The sequence below is a fragment of the Ralstonia sp. Ralssp135 genome (assembly GCF_047304345.1).
GTDB lineage: Bacteria > Pseudomonadota > Gammaproteobacteria > Burkholderiales > Burkholderiaceae > Ralstonia > Ralstonia chuxiongensis.
In genome coordinates, this window is record NZ_JBGLYZ010000005.1 from 127,107 (window position 1) to 143,796 (window position 16,690).

Genomic DNA, 16,690 nt, shown 5'->3' on the forward strand with positions numbered 1-16,690 from the left:
TTCAGCTTCCTTGCGAATCCAATGCGGGCAGCGGTGCGTCCTTGCTGCGGCCGGCGCGACGCAGGCGCAGCCGGTCGAGCGCCAGGTAGACCACCGGCGTGGTGTAAAGCGTGAGGATCTGGCTGACCAGCAGCCCGCCAACGATGGAGATGCCCAGCGGCGTGCGCAGCTCCGCGCCGTCGCCATGGCCGAGCGCCAGGGGCAGGGCGCCCAGCAGCGCGGCCATCGTCGTCATCAAGATCGGCCGGAAGCGCAGCACGCACGCGTGGAAGATCGCATCCGCGGGGCTCATGCCCTGGCTGCGCTCGGCCTCCAGCGCGAAGTCAATCATCATGATCGCGTTCTTCTTGACGATGCCGATGAGCAGAATCACGCCGATCAGCGCGATGATCGAAAAGTCCGTGTCTGTAATGATGAGGGCCAGCAGCGCCCCGACACCGGCTGAGGGCAGCGTCGACAGAATCGTGATGGGGTGGACGTAGCTCTCGTACAGCACGCCCAGCACGATGTAGATGGTGATGAGCGCAAACAGGATCAGCACGGGCTGGCTGGAGAGCGAATCCTGGAAAGCCTTGGCGGTGCCCTGGAAGCTGCCATGCACGGAGGACGGTACGCCGATGCGGTTCATCGCGTCCTGGATGTCCTGCGTGGCACCCGACAGCGAAGCCCCTGGCGCCAAGTTGAACGAGATCGTGCTCGCCGCGAATTGCCCCTGGTGGTTGACCGCCAGCGCCGTGTTGGTCGGCTCGTAGTGCGAGAAGGTCGACAGCGGCACCTGCGCACCTGCCGACGTGATGAGGTAAATGTCCCGCAGGCCGTCGGGGTTCTGCCAGTACTGCGGCGCGGCTTCCATCACCACACGGTACTGGTTGAGCGGGTTGTAGATCGTCGACACCTGGCGCTGTCCGAACGCGTTGTTCAGCGCGTTATCGACATCGCTCGGGTTGATGCCCAGCGACTTCGCCTTGTCGCGGTCAATGACGAGGGAGGTCTGCAAGCCCTTGTCCTGCGTATCGGTGTTCACGTCTGTCAGCGATTTCACCTGCGTGAGTGCCTGCTTGATTTTCGGATCCCACGCGCGCAGCTCGTTCAAGTCATCGGCCTGCAACGTGTATTGGTACTGCGCGTTGCTCGCCCGGCCCCCCACGCGGATGTCCTGTACGGATTGCAGGAACAGGCTCGCTCCTGGCTCGCGCGCCAGCTTGCCCCGCAGGCGATTGATCACCTGATCGGCAGAGAGTTTTCGGTCGGCCAATGGCTTGAGCTGGATGAACATGAAGCCGCTGTTACGCTGGCTGCCTCCCGTGAAGCCGACGACGTTTTCAACTGCAGGGTCTTGCTGAATGATGTGGATGAAATCGGTCACCTTCGTGCGCATGGCCTGGAACGAGATGGCCTGGTCTGCCTGGATGTTGCCGATCACCCGGCCGGTGTCCTGCTGCGGGAAGAACCCCTTGGGCACGATGATGTACAGATAGACGTTCAGGCAGATCGTTGCCAACAGGATCAGCAGCGTGAGCCAGCTGTGCCGCAGCGCCCACGCCAGCGAGTTGCGGTAGATGTCGAGCAGGAAGGTGAAGAAGCCTTCGGTCTTGCGGTGGAACCAGCCGTGTTCTTCCTCGGCGGCGGGCTTGAGCAAGCGCGCGCACATCATCGGCGTGGTGGTGAGCGACACCACCAGCGACACCAGGATGGCGACCGACAGCGTCACTGCAAACTCACGGAACAGCCGCCCCACGATGCCGCCCATCATCAGCAGCGGGATGAACACCGCAATCAGCGACAGGCTCATCGACACCACGGTAAAGCCGACCTCGCGCGCGCCCTTGAGCGCCGCCTGCATGGGCCGCATGCCGTTCTCGATGTGCCGCGAGACGTTCTCGAGCACCACGATCGCGTCGTCCACGACAAAGCCTGTCGCCACGGTCAATGCCATCAGCGAAAGGTTGTCGAGGCTGTAGCCGCACAGGTACATCACCCCGAATGTGCCGATGAGCGAGACCGGCACCGCCACGCTCGGAATGAGCGTCGCCCGCACGTTGCGCAGGAACAGGAACACCACCATGATCACCAGCGCAATCGACAGCACCAGCGTGCGCTCCACATCCCTGAGCGAGGCGCGAATGGTGGGCGTGCGGTCCATCATCACATCGAGGTTGATCTGCGCGGGAATGGTGTTACGCAGGTACGGCAGGATGTCGTTGATGCGGTCGACCGTGTCGATGATGTTGGCGCCCGGTTGCCGGCTGATGATGAGCAGCACCGACGGTTTGCCATTGGCCGAGCCATAGTTGCGGATGTCCTGCACGCTGTCACTGACGTCTGCCACGTCAGCCAGCCGCACCGGCGAGCCATTGCGCCACGCGACGATGAGCGACTGGTATTCGGCAGCCTTCTTGGCCTGGTCGTTGGCGTAGATGGTCCAGACGCGTTCGCCGGATTCCATCATGCCCTTGGGCTTGTTGGCGTTAGTGCTGGCGATGACGGTGCGCACGGTCTCCATCGAGATGCCGTACTTGTTCAGTGCCATCGGGTTCAGCTCCACCCGCACCGCCGGCAGCGACGCACCGCCGATGGTGACCTGGCCCACGCCGTTCACTTGCGACAGCTTCTGCGCAAGGATGGTCGAGGCCGCGTCGTACAGCTCGCCGCGCGACTTGGTGTCGGACGTCAGCCCCACGATCATGATGGGCGCATCTGCCGGATTGACCTTCCGATACGTCGGGTTACTGGGCAAGCCCGAAGGCAGCAGGCTGCGCGACGCATTGATGGCCGCCTGCACGTCGCGCGCAGCGCCGTCGATGTCGCGCGACAGGTCAAACTGCAGCGTGATCCGTGACGAACCGAGCGAGCTGGACGAAGTCATCTCGGTAATGCCCGCGATGCGGCCGAGTGATCGCTCCAGTGGAGTCGCCACAGTGGCTGCCATGGTCTCAGGGCTGGCGCCCGGCAGCGACGCGTTGACCGAGATGGTCGGAAAGTCCACCTGCGGCAGCGGCGATACCGGCAGCAGGCGGAACGCCGCGATACCGGCCAACGCCACGCCGATGGTCAGCAGCGCCGTGGCAACAGGCCGGGCGATGAAGGTCGCGGACAGATTCATCGCGGTCCGCCAGACTGATTGGTGCCCGCAGCGCCGTGGCGTCGGGCAGCACGGCGCGCGCGCCAGTCACGCAAGCGTTCGCCCAAGTTGTCGAAGGCCAGATAGATGACTGGCGTGGTGAACAGCGTCAGCACCTGGCTGACCAGCAGGCCGCCCACCATCGTGATCCCCAGCGGCTGACGCAGCTCGGAGCCCACGCCGGTGCCCAGCATCAGCGGCAGGGCACCCAGCAGGGCGGCCATGGTCGTCATCAGAATCGGACGGAAGCGCAGCAGACACGCTTGGTAGATAGCGTCGCGCGGGGTCATGCCCTGCTCGCGCTCGGCTTCCAGCGCGAAGTCGATCATCATGATCGCGTTCTTCTTGACGATACCGATCAGCAGGATGATCCCAATGATCGCGATGATGCCCATGTCCTTGCCGGAGACCAGCAGCGACAGCAGGGCACCCACGCCGGCCGACGGAAGCGTCGACAGGATCGTCACCGGGTGGATCGTGCTTTCGTACAACACGCCCAGCACGATATACATCGTGATGACGGCTGCGAGGATCAGCCACAACTGATTCGACAGCGACGCACGGAACGCCAGCGCCGCACCCTGGAAACTGGTTTGCATGCTGGCCGGCAAGCCGATTTCCTGTTCGACGGCATTGATCGTGTCGACCGCCGCACCTAATGAGGCACGCGGCGCCAGGTTGAACGAAATGGTCGCGGCCGGGAATTGCCCCTGGTGGTTCACCACCAGCGAGCCCGGTTGTTCCACCACCGTGGCAAACGCGCCCAACGGAATCTGTTGGCCACTGCTAGAGGCCACGTGCAGGTCGTACAGCGATTGCGGCCCAAGCTGCATCTTCGGGTCCGTTTCGAGCACTACGCGGTATTGGTTCGATTGGGTGAAGATGGTCGAAATCAGGCGCTGGCCGTAAGCGCTGTACAGCACGCTATCCACCGCTGCCATCGTGATGCCGTACACCGCCGCCTTATCGCGGTCGACCTGCACGTAGGCGCGCAAGCCGTTGTCCTGCAAGTCGCTCGCCACGTCGCGCAGCTCGTTGGTCTGCTGCAGGCGTTCAACGAGTTTCGGCACCCACTTGGAGAGGTTGTTCGGGTCCGGGTCTTCGACAGTGAACTGGTACTGCGTGCGGCTCACGCGGTCTTCAATCGTCAGATCCTGCACCGGCTGCATGTACAGCGAGATACCCGCCACCTTGGCCAATTCGGGTTGCAGGCGCTGAATGATCTCGGTGGCGTCGGCGTCGCGTTTATCTTTCGGCTTGAGGTTGATCAGCATGCGGCCGCTGTTGAGCGTGGTGTTCACGCCATCCACGCCGATGAACGACGACAGGCTCTCGACCGCAGGGTCTTTTAGCACCACCTCGGCCAGCTTCTGCTGCCGCTCGGCCATGGCCGAGAACGAAATCGACTGCGACGCATCCGAAATGCCCTGGATCACGCCGGTGTCCTGCACCGGGAAGAATCCCTTGGGTACCACCACATACAGCAGGCCCGTCAGCACCAGCGTGCCTATGGCCACCAGCAGCGTGGTCTTCTGCCGGTCAAGCACCCATTGCAGCATGCGGCCGTACCGCGCGATGACGTTGTCGAAGAACGCGCCCGCAGCGTGATAGAAGCGCGATTGCTCGGCTTCGGGAATGTGCTTGAGCAAGCGTGCGCACATCATCGGCGTGAGCGTGAGCGACACCACGGCCGAGATCAGGATCGATACCGCCAGCGTGATTGCAAACTCGCGGAACAGCCGCCCGACCACGTCGCCCATGAACAGCAGCGGAATCAGCACGGCGATGAGCGAGAACGTGAGCGAGATGATGGTGAAGCCGATCTGCTTGGAACCCTTGAGTGCGGCTTCCATGGGCGGGTCGCCCTCTTCAATGTAGCGGGCGATGTTTTCGATCATGACGATGGCATCGTCGACCACGAAGCCGGTGGCAATCGTGAGCGCCATCAGCGTGAGGTTGTTGATCGAAAACCCGGCCAGGTACATCACGCCGAACGTACCGACCAGCGACAGCGGCACCGCCACCGCCGGAATGACCGTGGCTGGCACGTTACGCAGGAACAGGAAGATCACCATCACGACCAGCGCCACGGCAAGCATCAGTTCGAACTGCACGTCTGATACCGAAGCGCGGATCGTTGTGGTGCGGTCGGTCAGTAGCGCTACCTCTACGTTGCCGGGCAGTGTTTCTTTCAACTGTGGCAGCAGCGCTTTGGCACGGTTGACCACCTCGATCACGTTGGCGCCAGGCTGGCGCTGCACGTTCAGGATGATGGCGGGGGTGGTGTTGGACCACGCGGCCAGCTTGCTGTTTTCGGCGCCGTCAACGATCTGCGCCACGTCGGTCAGGCGGATGGGCGCGCCGTTCTTGTAGGCGACGATCATCTTGCCGTACTCGGCGGCCGACTTGAGTTGATCGTTGGCGTCGATGGTGGAGGCGCGCATCGGGCCGTCGAAGCTGCCCTTGGCGCCGTTCACGTTGGCGGTGCCGATGGCGGTGCGGATGTCATCGATCGACAGCCCGAGCGCCGCCAGCGCCGACGTGTTCGCCTGGATGCGGACGGCCGGACGCTGCCCGCCGCTGATGCTGACCAGGCCAATGCCCGGCAACTGCGACAGCTTTTGCGCGATGCGCGTGTCGACCAAGTCTTCCAGCTTGGGCAACGGCATCGTGTTGGAGGTGATCGCCAGCGTGAGGATCGGCGCGTCGGCCGGGTTCACCTTGCTGTAGATCGGCGGCATCGGCAGGTCGTTCGGCAGCAGGTTGCCGGCCGCGTTGATGGCCGCCTGCACCTCCTGCTCGGCAATATCGAGCGAAAGCGACAGGTCAAACTGCAGCGTGATGACGGAGGCGCCGCCCGAGCTGGACGACGTCATCTGTTTCAGGCCCGGCATCTGCCCGAACTGCCGCTCCAGCGGTGCGGTGATGGACGACGTCATCACGTCGGGGCTGGCACCCGGGTACAGCGTTGTTACCTGGATGGTCGGGTAATCGACCTCGGGCAGCGCAGAGAGCGGCAGCATCCGGTACGCCACCAGGCCCGAGAGCAGGATGGCGACCATCAACAGCGTGGTCGCCACGGGCCGGAGGATGAAGATTCGGGAGGGATTCATGCCAGCTCGGAACAGAAGACTTCGTCAGGCGAGTGCAAGCAATGCACGACTCAGGGCTTACGGCTTGGCAGCCGGGGCACTCGCGGCGGGTGCCGAAGCGCCGCCCTGGCCACGGCGATGACGCCCGCCCTGGTGGGCTTGGCCGGCGGCGGGTGCGCTTGCGGCGGCGGCACCGGGCTGAATCACCTCCACCGGCGAGCCATCGCGCAGCTTGTCAGCTCCGTCGATCACCACACGATCGCCGGGCTGCAGACCTTGCGCAACCGACACGCGTTCCCCTTCGGTCACGCCCAGCTTGACCACGCGCAGCGCCACCTTGTTGTCTTCGCCGACCACATAGACGAAGGTGCCCTGTGTGCCGCGCTGGATAGCCGCGCCCGGCACGATCACCACGTCGCGTAGCGTATCCACGCGCATGCGCACGTTCACGAACTGATTCGGGAACAGCATGGCGTTCTGGTTCGGAAACTGCGCACGCAGCTTGACCGTACCGGTGGTGTTGTCGATGGTGTTGTCCACCGTCATGAGCACGCCGCGCGCGAGCTGCGTGGTCTGGCCGCGGTCCCAGGCTTCCACCGGCAGTTTGTCGCCGGACTGCAGGCGCGGCATGACCTTGGGCAGGTTGTCTTCAGGAATGGAATAGATGACGGTGATCGGATCAATCTGCGTGATGACCACGATGCCGTTGGTGTCCGAGGCGTGCACGATGTTGCCCGGGTCCACCTGGCGCAGGCCAACCCGGCCAGACACCGGCGCGGTGATGCGCGTATAGGAAAGCTGCACGCGGGCGTTGTCGACGTTGCCCTGGTCCAGCTTGACCGTGCCGTCGTACTGGCGCACCAACGCGGCCTGCGTATCCACCTGTTGCTTGGAGATCGAATCCTGCGAGAGCAGCGTCTGATAGCGCTGCAGGTCGAGCTTCGCGTTTTGCAGCAGCGCCTGATCGCGCGCAAGCTGACCTTCCGCCTGGGCAAGCTGTGCCTGATAGGTGCGCGGGTCAACCTCGGCCAGCAGGTCTCCGGCCTTGACGGTCTGCCCCTCCGTAAACGCCAAGCGCACGAGTTGGCCATCTACACGTGTCTTGACCGTCACGTTGTTGACTGGCGTGACATTGCCCAGCGCCGACAGCACCACGTTGATGTCGCCTTTGACGGCCGTGCCGACCATCACAGGCATCGGCTTGCCGGCCATGGCAGCGCCGCGCCCACCGGGGCCACCTCGCCCACCGGGGCCGCCCGCGTTGCGGTACTTCGCGTGATAGACCGCGTAGCCGATCAGCACCAGGATAATGATCACCACCCAGATGCCCCAGCGGCGGCGCTTGCCACCCTCTCGCGGGGGCGGCAGCAGCGTTGGAGATACCTCGTTGGGCGTCTCCTTCCCGTCGCGCGTACGGCGGCCGGCGTCGTCAAACTGGCCGGGCTTCTGGTCCTTGGGATCGGACATGTTGGCGTTCCTGTTCTTAGCAATATGGGGACGAGCGCACATGATAGCTGGCGCCCATGCCAGTCAGACCGCAGCTTAAAGGCAACGTCTTTGCGAAGAATTAGTCGCGCAGCGGGTTCTATTACGGCAGATTACAAACCCATCGCGGTGTTACCGGGCGAAACAATATGGTGAAAGTGCGCGCGATTCGTGGTGGCCACAATCGCTATCATGAGCACACCTTCCTGCGCATACCAGACACTCCACCAGACAGATGAGCGGCACCAAGATCCTGGTCGTCGATGACGACGTCGAACTGCGCGACCTTCTGCGCGAATACCTGACCCAGCAGGGGTTTGCCGTTTCCGTGCTGCATGACGGCGATGGGCTGGGCGCCCGGCTCGAACGGGAGCGCCCGGCCCTTGTCGTGCTCGACCTGATGATGCCCAAGGTGGACGGCCTGTCGGCCCTGCGCGACCTGCGTGCCCGCAACGACGACGTGCCCGTCATCCTGCTCACGGCCCGCAGCGATGAGATCGATCGCATCATCGGCCTGGAAATCGGTGCCGACGACTATCTCGGCAAGCCGTTCTCGCCTCGCGAGCTGCTCGCCCGTATCAACGCGGTGCTGCGCCGGCGCCTTTCCGTGCCGGCCTCCGCACCAGAAGACCGCGACAGCTTCAGCTTCGGCCCCTTCAAGCTCAACTTCCGCATGCGCACGCTGTTTCGCGGCGACAGCGCACTGTCCATCAGCGATACCGAATTCGCGCTGCTCAAGCTGCTGATCGGGCATGCGATGCAAGTGCTCACGCGTGAGCACATCGTCGAGCTGATGTACGGGCCGGGCAGCGGTGTGTCCGACCGGGGCATCGACGTACAGATCTGGCGCCTGCGCCGCGTGCTGGAAGAAGACGCCCAGCGCCCGCGATACATCCAGACCGTGCGCGGCCGCGGCTACACCTTTGTGCCGGACGAGCGGGAAGAGGCCAATGAAGTTCAAGGCTAGATTCGACACGCTGTTCGGCCGGCTGGCGGTGCTGATCGTGGTGGTGCTCGTGCTGAGCCACTTCTCGTGGCTGGGCGTGCTGCGCGCGGAGCGCCGCGAGCGGCAGTTCCAGGCGTCGGTAGATCAGATGGCGTTCCAGTTGCAGGCCTTCCAGGCGGCGATGGACGGCCATCTGCATGTGAAACTGCCCGATCTCGTGACCGAAACTGATGAGCCGCCCTCGGGCGACGCGTCTTCGGCATCGGACAAGTCTGCGGAGTTGGTGCGACAGCTTGCGCGCCGTTTGCCATCCGACACGCAGTTGCGGCTCGAAGTGGGCCCCACGCCCCGTGTGTTCGTGCGCTTTTCGCAGCGCAACAAGTGGATTGCCATGCCCCTGGTGTGGGTGCATGCGCCGCCCACCATTTCGGCCGTGGTGCCGGGCGTGATGGTGGTGTTGGCGATTGCCATTGCGTTCTCGCTGTTTGCGGCGTGGCAGATCCAGCGCCCCGTGCGCGAGCTGGCCGATGCTGCCGGGGCGTTAGCCCGGCGCCGCTACGTGGCGCCGCTCAAGGAGCGCGGCCCGTACGAACTCCGGCAACTGACTGACCAGTTCAACCATATGGCGACTGACTTGTCGGCCGCTGACGAAGAGCGCAACACCATGCTGGCCGGCATTGCGCACGACCTGAAGACGCCGCTGTCACGCCTGCGCCTGCGCGCCGAAATGCTGGCCGACCAGAAAGCCGGTGCCGGTATCGAACGCGACGTCGAATCCATGTCGGCCATCGTCGAACAGTTTCTCGCCTATGCGCAAAGCGGCGACAGCGAGGCGCGCGAGGTGTCGGTCGATCGCCATCTGCGCGGCCTGGTGCAGCCCTTTGCAGAGCACGGCAAACATGTCGCGCTGGATCTGCATGCGGGAGACCGCTTCCGCCTCAAGCCGACGCATCTGGAGCGCATCGTCGTCAACCTGCTCGACAACGCGTTCGCGTATGGCGCGGAGCCGGTGAACGTGCGCACCGCGGCGGACGAAACCGGGTATACGCTGACGGTGGAAGACCACGGCGCTGGCATCCCCGTTGCCGACTTTGACCGCGTCATGCGGCCCTTTGTGCGCCTGGACCCGGCGCGCGGCGGCAATGCGCATTGCGGGCTTGGGCTGGCAATCGTCGATCGGCTGGTGCGCCACCTGGGCGGGGATCTCGCGGTTGGGCCGGCGGATGCGGACGCGCCGTCGCCGGGGTTTCGCGTCACCATGCGGTTTCCGGCCTCAACAGCGGCGGCTTGATCGCCCGATCGCTCGACTGATTGCCCGACTGACACATGGGCAAGCGATTGCGTGAGCTATCCTAGGCGAGGCAAGCACGCTTGTTGCGTGCGTTCACCAGAACTCCGGGAGGAAAACGCATGAATCGCGCTGTCTGTCTCGTCAAGGATGCCGGCCAAGCCCGCATAACCGCCGCCGTTGCCGCGTGTGTGCTGGCGATGGGCCTGGCGGCCTGCTCGTCGCCGATGCCTCCGTGGCAGCCGCCGCGCATGACCATCCAGCCTGCGCCGCCGCCCGCACCGGCACCTGCGCCGGTGACCACGCTGCCGCCGTCACCGGCCATGCAGCCGGCGCCGTCTCAGCCGCCGGCCTACGCTCCACCGCCTGCCGCAGACACCGAACCCCCGCGCGCAACGCCGGGCATGGCGAATCCGGCATCCACGTATTGCCTGCAGCGCGGCGGTCAACTTGAGTTTTCCACGCGTGCCAACGGCGCTGACGTAGGAACCTGCGTCAGCCCCGGCGGCGATGAATGCGAGGAATGGGCGTTCCTGCGCGGCAGTTGCACGTGGTAAGTCGCGGCAGTTGCCGCAGGCAATAAGAAAGGGCCGCAGATATTGCGGCCCTTTTTGTTTGGAGGAGGCGAATGGTTTGGAGATGCGCTTACCGCCGCGCCACCACCACCTTGTCTGCAGATTCGGCCACCAGGCGCATCGGCACACCGGCGTCTTGGAGTTTCTGCCACGTGGTGCGGCGCATGAATGCGTAGGCGGGCGGCCCGTCGGTCCAGCGCTTGATCCATTCGTCTGTGGTGGCGACAACCTTGCTCGGCTCCAGGCCAGCGCCCATTTCCAGTTCGTCAAAGCCCGAGACCAGCGTCATCGGGCGACCGAGGTAGTAGATGGCGGTCTGGTCCAGCCATTCGACCGAGTAGAACGGCGTCTCGGCCGGAATCGGGCCCGTCGCGCTCAGCGTCTTTTCGATGACGTCGCGGGCAGACAGTGCGTTGCGGAAGATCTCGCTGGCATTGAGGACGCGGTCCCAGCAGACCAGGGCGGAGATGGATAGCACGATCACGGCCACGGTGCGCTTCTGCCAGCGCAGCGCCAAGAGTGCGGCCAGCGTACCGACGGCCAGCATGGCCATCACCTGACGCAACGCAGGCATGGCCAGCGCAACCTGTTCGGCGGGCATCTTGGCGCCGGCCTTGGCGCCGATCATCGGCACCGCAAACCACAAGCCGATGGCGATCAGCAGATTGACGCCCAGCGACCACGCAACGGCGCGCGTGGGCATCTTCTCCAGCGCCAGCGCCAGCGCAATCGCCAGTGCAGGGAAGGCCGGCACGATGTAGCCCGGCAGCTTCGAGTTGGATATCGAGAAGAACAGGAAAATCATCCCCGCCCACGCAATCGACCAGCGCATCAGGTCAAACTGTCGCGTGCCAACGAAGAGATCGGCCACGCGACCCATGCGCCGGCCGATGGCCGCAAACAGCAGCGGCGTCCACGGCAGCAGCCCAGCCAGGCCCACCGCGATGAAGTACCACCACTTGCCGCTGCGATGGTGCTCGTTGGTCAGGAAGCGCTCGAAATGCTCGTGGATGAAGAAGAAATGGAAGAACTCGGGGTTGCGCTCCTGCACCATGACGAACCACGGCACCGTGGCGATCAGGTAGAGCGCAAGGCCAGGTAGCCAATGCATGCGGCGGATCAGTGCCCAGTCGCGCGTCATCAGCAGGTAGGCCATGCCGATCAAGCCCGGGACGACCAGCCCGATCAAGCCCTTGGTGAGCGTCGCGCCCGCCAGCGCCAGCCAGACCACCAGCATCCACGCGAGCTGCCCGCGACGCGATGCACCGCGCCGCTGGGCCAGCGCGAAGCCGCACGCGCCGACCGTCAGGAAAAAACCCACGCCCATGTCCAGCGTGATGACCTGCCCGAACAGCAGATACAGCAGCGACGAGGCGAGAATCGCCGCGCCGGTTGCCGCCGTGCGCCCACCGCGATAGACCGCCAGCGTCCAGGCTGTCATCAGGATCCCGCCCAGGCCGAACAGCACTGGCCACAGGCGCGCACCCCAGGCATTGACGCCGAATGCCTGGAACGTGGCGGCCGTCGTCCAGTACTGCAGGGGCGGCTTCTCGAAATATTTGAGATCGTTCAGGCGTGGCGTCACCCAGTCACCGGAAGCCACCATCTCGCGCGGGATCTCCGCATAGCGGCCTTCATCTGGTCGGAAGAGGGTGGAACGCTGGAACAGGTCGTCCGTCCACAGCGCGAGGAACACGGCGATGAGCGCGACGACAAGCAACGCCATCCATGGCGAGCGGCGGGAGGAGACTGGGCGGGATTCCATGCTGGGGTGAACTTCGCGGGCACGGTCGGAAAGGGTAGGATTCTAGTCGATGCCGGATTAGCGGATGGTTAGCCTGGCCAAATGTCTTTGACCTCACCTGTAAGACGCATGAGCAAGGCCAAGCTCGACACCTACCTCAACGACCGCCTCGACTGGAACCTGCTCCGCACGTTTCTCGCCATTGCGCGGGAACGCAGCATCAGCCGCGCCGCCACGCGCCTGCACCTGACGCAGCCGGCGGTGAGCCAGGCGCTCAAGCGTCTTGAAGACCAGCTCGGCCTGCAATTGATCGACCGCCAGGCCAATCCGATTGAGATCACGCGCGCGGGCGAAGAGGTTCGCCTGATTGCCGAGGAGGTCTACGGCACCATTTCGCGCCTGTCGCAGGCCAGCGGCGAAGGCGGGCACGAGATTGCCGGCATGGTGCGCGTGGCCATCGTCAGCGGGCTGGATTTTCCAGAGTACGACGCGTTTCTCGGCCGTTTCCATCGCGATTACCCGCGCATCGAACTCGAATGCCAGGAAATGCGCAGCGCCGACGTGGTGCGCAGTCTGGAATTGCGCACGGCCACGCTCGGCCTATCACCCAAACGGGCGCTGCCCAGGAAGATCGAGCACCGTTTGTTCCTGCGCCAGCGCTACGCCCTGTTCTGTGGGCAATATCACCCGCTCTTCGGCAACGCCGATGTGCAGATCGCCGACCTAGCGGGCGAAAAGTTTGTCTCGTTCACCGGCGACAAGATCGGCGATCCGCTCTCGATGCTCACGTTCTTTCGCGATGAGATGGGCCTGACCGGGCCGGTGGTAGGCTCGTCGTCGAGCATGTGGGAAGTGCGGCGGCTGATCGTGGCGGGCTTTGGCATCGGTTGCCTGCCCGAGCATGTGGCGCAGGACGACGTGGAGCAGGGCCGTTTGCAGCGCCTGCCGCCCGAAGGCGGCGTGGCCGATGTCGACATGCACCTGCTGTGGATGGCCGACCGCAAGTTCAGCGCGGCGGAAGCGGCGTTTCTGGAAGCGCTGCACCGTTTTATTGATGTGCGCTATCCCGAAACCGCTTTGCGGGCGATGGGCGGTCAGTAACCCCGCTTGATATCCACCACATTTGCGAGCGCCTCGCCATTGAGCAGGCGCCGCACGTTCTGCGCGACTTGCAAGCCGATGGTATCGGGGCTGGCGACCGATGCCATGTGCGGTGTAACGATCAGGTTGGGTGCTCGCCAAAGCGGGTCGCTTGCGGGCAGCGGCTCGTGGGGGAATACATCGATGATTGCGCCTCCGAGCTGTCCATCTTCCAGTGCTTCGAGCAGATCGGGCGCGACGAGGTGTTCGCCGCGCCCGACGTGAATCAGCTTGGCGCCGGGCTTGAGCTGCGCGAACGTGCCTGCGTTGAGCAAGCCGCGTGTGGCTTCGGTCAGCGGCAACAGGCAGATCAGGATATCGGTGCCGTCAAGGAACATCGGCAAGCCTGCCTGGCCGCAGTACACGCCGATGCCGGGCAGGTCGCGCGATTGGCGCGCCCAGCCGCGTACGGTGAAGCCGAGTCGATGCAGTTCTTCGGCCACGTGCGAACCGATTTCTCCCAGGCCCATCACGCCCACGGTGCAGGTCGACGGATGTTGCTGTGCCGGCCGCAACCATGTTGCGTAGCGCTGGTTTGCCAGCACACGGTCCAGCTGCCGATGGAAATGCAGCACGCCCCAGGTGACGAATTCCGCCATGCCGCGTGCATGCTGCGGGTCGACCACGCGGCACAGTGGGACGGCAGGCAGCGTGGGGTCGACGAGGATGTTGTCGACGCCGGCCGCGATGCTGTGCACAAGGCGCACGCGCGGCATTGCGGCGATGGCGCCTTCAGGCGGATTCCAGCAAACAGCGATTTCCGCGTCCTGCGCGGCAGGTTCCCCGTACATGCGTACATCGAACTCTGGCGCCGCGCGCAAGATGGACGGCACCAGGTGCGACATGTCGTAGTCGCGACTGACGAGGGCAAGGGTCGTCATGCGCGTCAGCTCCGGTAATCGGAGCGGGAGGTGTCGATCAAGCGCAGCGCCGCAAGCCATGCACGGCGCGCAATGACGGGGGACTCTTCCCGATTGAACTGGGCAGCCGTGCGCTGACGCACTTCTTCAGGTGGAAAGCGCAGCTGCGTGCCGCCGGCCAGCGCCTGCACCTGTGCCTGGCAAGCGCGTTCAAGAAAGTAGATCTCGTGGAACGCGTCCGCTGCCGTGGTGCCGCCGGCCAGCAAGCCGTGGTTGCGCAGGATCATCGCCTTGTGCTGGCCGAAGTCGTGCAGGAGGCGTTCGCGCTCGCCCAGGTCCAGCGCGATGCCTTCGTAGTCGTGATACGCGAGCTTGCCGTAGAACTTGAGCGCATGTTGGCTGATCGGCAGCAGACCATGCTCTTGGGCCGATACCGCAATGCCCGCGGCCGTATGCGTGTGTACCACGAAGTGCAAGTCGTCGCGCGCTGCGTGAATGGCCGAGTGGATCGTGAAACCGGCTGCGTTGACGGCGTAGTGCTCCGGGTCCGCATCGGCGCGTTCGTCGATGACATTGCCGTCCAGATCGATCTTGACGAGGTCCGACGCGCGCATCTCGCCGAACAGCACGCCGTAGCGGTTGATGAGGAACGTCGGGCTGCCGTTCTCATCCGGCAGGCGCGCGGTGATGTGTGTGTCGATCATGTCCGTCATGCGGAAATGGTCGACGAGCCGGTACAGCGCGGCCAGATCGGTACGGACCTGCCATTCGATTTCAGAGAACGCCGCAGGGCGTGGCGTGTGCAGCGAAACGTGTTGAGCTTCCATGGGAATGCGGATGGAGGTGGACATCAATTCGTGGCGAGCGCCGCCGATTCTTCAGGCTGCCTGCCGTCGCGATACCGACCCAGGCCGATGATGCCGATGAGCGAGATCGCGGAGAGCCCCGTAAAGAACAGCGCCAGCGGCAGCCATTCGCCCTTGTAGCGTTCAGCCAGCATCGTGCCGATGAGCGGGGTGGTGCCGCCCGCGATCATGGTGCAGACCTGATAGGCGATCGAGATGCCGGAGTAGCGCACGCGCGTGGGGAAAGCAGGCGTCATGAACCCGGCGATGACGGCATACACGGCAGACAGCGTGACCACCGCCAGCGTGATGCCTGCCACCATCGCCACGGGGTTTTGCGTGCTCACCAGCAGGAACATCGGATATGGCGTGAACATCGAGATGAACGCGGCCCAGGTCAGGAAACGTGTGTCGCCGTAGCGTTGCGCCAGCAATGCCGACACCGGCTGCGACGCCAACTGCAGGATCGTCACGATGAACAGGCAATCGAGAATCAGCGCCTTCGACATGCTCAGGTACGTCGTGACGTACGAAATCATGAACGTGTTGGTGAAGAAGAACCCTGCGGAGCCGATGGTGGTGGCCATGGCTGCCAGCACGATGGGGCGCCACGCCGTGCGCAGCACTTCGCCCACCGGGTTCTTGAGCACTTCGTTGTTCTTCTTCATACGCTCGAACTCGGGCGATTCCTTCACCCCCATGCGGATCGCCACGCCCACGAGCAGCAGCACGAAACTCGCCAGGAACGGCAGGCGCCAGCCCCACGTGATGAAGCTCTCATGATCGAGCGACGACACCAGGCGGAACGACAGCAACGAGAGGATCAACCCAACGGGGCTACCCATCTGCGGGAACGACGCGAAGAACACACGCTTGGCTTTCGGTGCGTGCTCGCTTGCCATCAGCACCGCGCCGCCCCATTCGCCGCCCACCGCAATGCCTTGAAGCACGCGCAGCAGCACCAGCAGGATCGGCGCCCAGACGCCGATGGTCACGTAGCCGGGCAGCAAGCCGATGCCGGTGGTGGCAATGCCCATCAGGAACATCGTCACGAGCAGCATCTTCTTGCGGCCGATGCGGTCACCCAGGTGGCCGAACACGGCGCCCGAGAGCGGTCGCGCGATAAAGCCCACGAAGAACGTCGCGAACGACGCCATCGTGCTCAGGAAATGGTTGCTGCTCGGAAAGAACACCTCACCCAGGACGAGCGCGGCGGCCGTGGCGTAGGTGTAGTAGTCATAGAACTCGACGGCGGTGCCGATGAAGGCGGCGGTGGCCGCACGCACGGGTTGGTGCGTCGCGGTGGATGGTTGCGGCGTTGACATGGGGCGTCCTCCTCTTTTGGGCGTGGTCCCGCTGCCGCGCCGCCGATGTTCGAACATCGGTCTGTGCCGTGGAAGCGGGATGTCGGTCGTCAGCCGACGCCGCCATTTATGCGCATCGATGTGGGCGGCGGCAAATTCGCATTTTTGATTCCCCGTATTAGCCGGGCTTATGCCCACGGATGGGGCGTTCACGGCGCGCTCTTGCGTCATCGAGGTGCGGAGGCGCTATCGGGTCATCACTGCATGCACGCTTCGCGCCAGTGGTATTT

11 protein-coding genes are annotated in these 16,690 nt (G+C 64.3%); 4 read left to right on the forward strand and 7 right to left on the reverse strand.

What is annotated here, in order from left to right:
• Window position 1 precedes the first annotated feature (1 nt).
• Genes ACCD03_RS06350 through ACCD03_RS06360 form a run of 3 tightly spaced genes read right to left on the reverse strand, consistent with a single transcriptional unit; the run spans window position 2 to window position 7,680 of the window.
• On the reverse strand, window positions 2-3,103 hold the full coding sequence (locus ACCD03_RS06350; protein ID WP_413411132.1) for a multidrug efflux RND transporter permease subunit: 3,102 nt from the start codon (window positions 3,101-3,103) through the stop codon (window positions 2-4).
• Window positions 3,100-6,234: an MdtB/MuxB family multidrug efflux RND transporter permease subunit gene (locus tag ACCD03_RS06355; RefSeq protein ID WP_413411133.1), complete on the reverse strand. Its 3,135-nt coding sequence runs from the start codon at window positions 6,232-6,234 to the stop codon at window positions 3,100-3,102. The genes ACCD03_RS06350 and ACCD03_RS06355 overlap by 4 nt, the downstream gene beginning before the upstream one ends.
• A gap of 57 nt (window positions 6,235-6,291) precedes the next feature.
• Window positions 6,292-7,680 (reverse strand): MdtA/MuxA family multidrug efflux RND transporter periplasmic adaptor subunit, encoded by a 1,389-nt coding sequence (locus ACCD03_RS06360; RefSeq protein ID WP_413411134.1) that lies wholly within the window; start codon window positions 7,678-7,680, stop codon window positions 6,292-6,294.
• 253 nt (window positions 7,681-7,933) lie between these two features.
• On the opposite strand from ACCD03_RS06360, the gene ACCD03_RS06365 reads away from it, so the two are divergent.
• The 3 genes from ACCD03_RS06365 to ACCD03_RS06375 all read left to right on the forward strand — a co-directional run bounded on the left by ACCD03_RS06365 (window position 7,934) and on the right by ACCD03_RS06375 (window position 10,489).
• Window positions 7,934-8,665, forward strand: a complete 732-nt coding sequence (locus ACCD03_RS06365; RefSeq protein WP_253534710.1) for a response regulator — start codon at window positions 7,934-7,936, stop codon at window positions 8,663-8,665.
• Window positions 8,649-9,935, forward strand: coding sequence for an ATP-binding protein (locus tag ACCD03_RS06370; RefSeq protein ID WP_413411135.1), 1,287 nt, complete (start codon window positions 8,649-8,651; stop codon window positions 9,933-9,935). The genes ACCD03_RS06365 and ACCD03_RS06370 overlap by 17 nt, the downstream gene beginning before the upstream one ends.
• 119 nt (window positions 9,936-10,054) lie before the next feature.
• The gene (locus ACCD03_RS06375; RefSeq protein ID WP_413411136.1) at window positions 10,055-10,489 is read left to right on the forward strand and encodes a DUF333 domain-containing protein; all 435 of its coding nucleotides are present in this window, start codon (window positions 10,055-10,057) and stop codon (window positions 10,487-10,489) included.
• A gap of 88 nt (window positions 10,490-10,577) precedes the next feature.
• On the opposite strand, the gene ACCD03_RS06380 is transcribed toward ACCD03_RS06375, so the two are convergent.
• Complete coding sequence (locus tag ACCD03_RS06380; RefSeq protein WP_413411137.1) at window positions 10,578-12,272, reverse strand: glycosyltransferase family 39 protein; 1,695 nt, start codon at window positions 12,270-12,272, stop codon at window positions 10,578-10,580.
• 108 nt (window positions 12,273-12,380) lie between these two features.
• Here ACCD03_RS06380 and ACCD03_RS06385 point away from each other — a divergent pair, with 108 nt between their 5' ends.
• Window positions 12,381-13,352 carry a LysR family transcriptional regulator gene (locus ACCD03_RS06385; protein WP_253534702.1) on the forward strand — a complete coding sequence of 324 codons (972 nt, stop codon included), beginning with the start codon at window positions 12,381-12,383 and terminating at the stop codon, window positions 13,350-13,352.
• On the opposite strand, the gene ACCD03_RS06390 is transcribed toward ACCD03_RS06385, so the two are convergent.
• Genes ACCD03_RS06390 through ACCD03_RS06400 form a run of 3 tightly spaced genes read right to left on the reverse strand, consistent with a single transcriptional unit; the run spans window position 13,346 to window position 16,421 of the window.
• Entirely contained in the window at window positions 13,346-14,272 is a 927-nt protein-coding gene (locus ACCD03_RS06390; RefSeq protein WP_413411138.1) for a 2-hydroxyacid dehydrogenase, read from the reverse strand. The two genes, ACCD03_RS06385 and ACCD03_RS06390, sit on opposite strands and share 7 nt — an antisense overlap.
• A gap of 5 nt (window positions 14,273-14,277) precedes the next feature.
• Complete coding sequence (locus ACCD03_RS06395; RefSeq protein WP_325648467.1) at window positions 14,278-15,078, reverse strand: class II aldolase/adducin family protein; 801 nt, start codon at window positions 15,076-15,078, stop codon at window positions 14,278-14,280.
• 23 nt (window positions 15,079-15,101) lie between these two features.
• Window positions 15,102-16,421, reverse strand: a complete 1,320-nt coding sequence (locus ACCD03_RS06400; protein WP_413411139.1) for an MFS transporter — start codon at window positions 16,419-16,421, stop codon at window positions 15,102-15,104.
• Window positions 16,422-16,690 lie beyond the last annotated feature (269 nt).

Coding starts and splice junctions, on each gene's coding strand:
- ACCD03_RS06350 (WP_413411132.1), bottom strand. CDS start 3,103: ATGAATCTGTCCGCGACCTTCATCGCCCGGCCTGTTGCCACGGCGCTG.
- ACCD03_RS06355 (WP_413411133.1), bottom strand. CDS start 6,234: ATGAATCCCTCCCGAATCTTCATCCTCCGGCCCGTGGCGACCACGCTG.
- ACCD03_RS06360 (WP_413411134.1), bottom strand. CDS start 7,680: ATGTCCGATCCCAAGGACCAGAAGCCCGGCCAGTTTGACGACGCCGGC.
- ACCD03_RS06365 (WP_253534710.1), top strand. CDS start 7,934: ATGAGCGGCACCAAGATCCTGGTCGTCGATGACGACGTCGAACTGCGC.
- ACCD03_RS06370 (WP_413411135.1), top strand. CDS start 8,649: ATGAAGTTCAAGGCTAGATTCGACACGCTGTTCGGCCGGCTGGCGGTG.
- ACCD03_RS06375 (WP_413411136.1), top strand. CDS start 10,055: ATGAATCGCGCTGTCTGTCTCGTCAAGGATGCCGGCCAAGCCCGCATA.
- ACCD03_RS06380 (WP_413411137.1), bottom strand. CDS start 12,272: ATGGAATCCCGCCCAGTCTCCTCCCGCCGCTCGCCATGGATGGCGTTG.
- ACCD03_RS06385 (WP_253534702.1), top strand. CDS start 12,381: ATGAGCAAGGCCAAGCTCGACACCTACCTCAACGACCGCCTCGACTGG.
- ACCD03_RS06390 (WP_413411138.1), bottom strand. CDS start 14,272: ATGACGACCCTTGCCCTCGTCAGTCGCGACTACGACATGTCGCACCTG.
- ACCD03_RS06395 (WP_325648467.1), bottom strand. CDS start 15,078: ATGGAAGCTCAACACGTTTCGCTGCACACGCCACGCCCTGCGGCGTTC.
- ACCD03_RS06400 (WP_413411139.1), bottom strand. CDS start 16,421: ATGTCAACGCCGCAACCATCCACCGCGACGCACCAACCCGTGCGTGCG.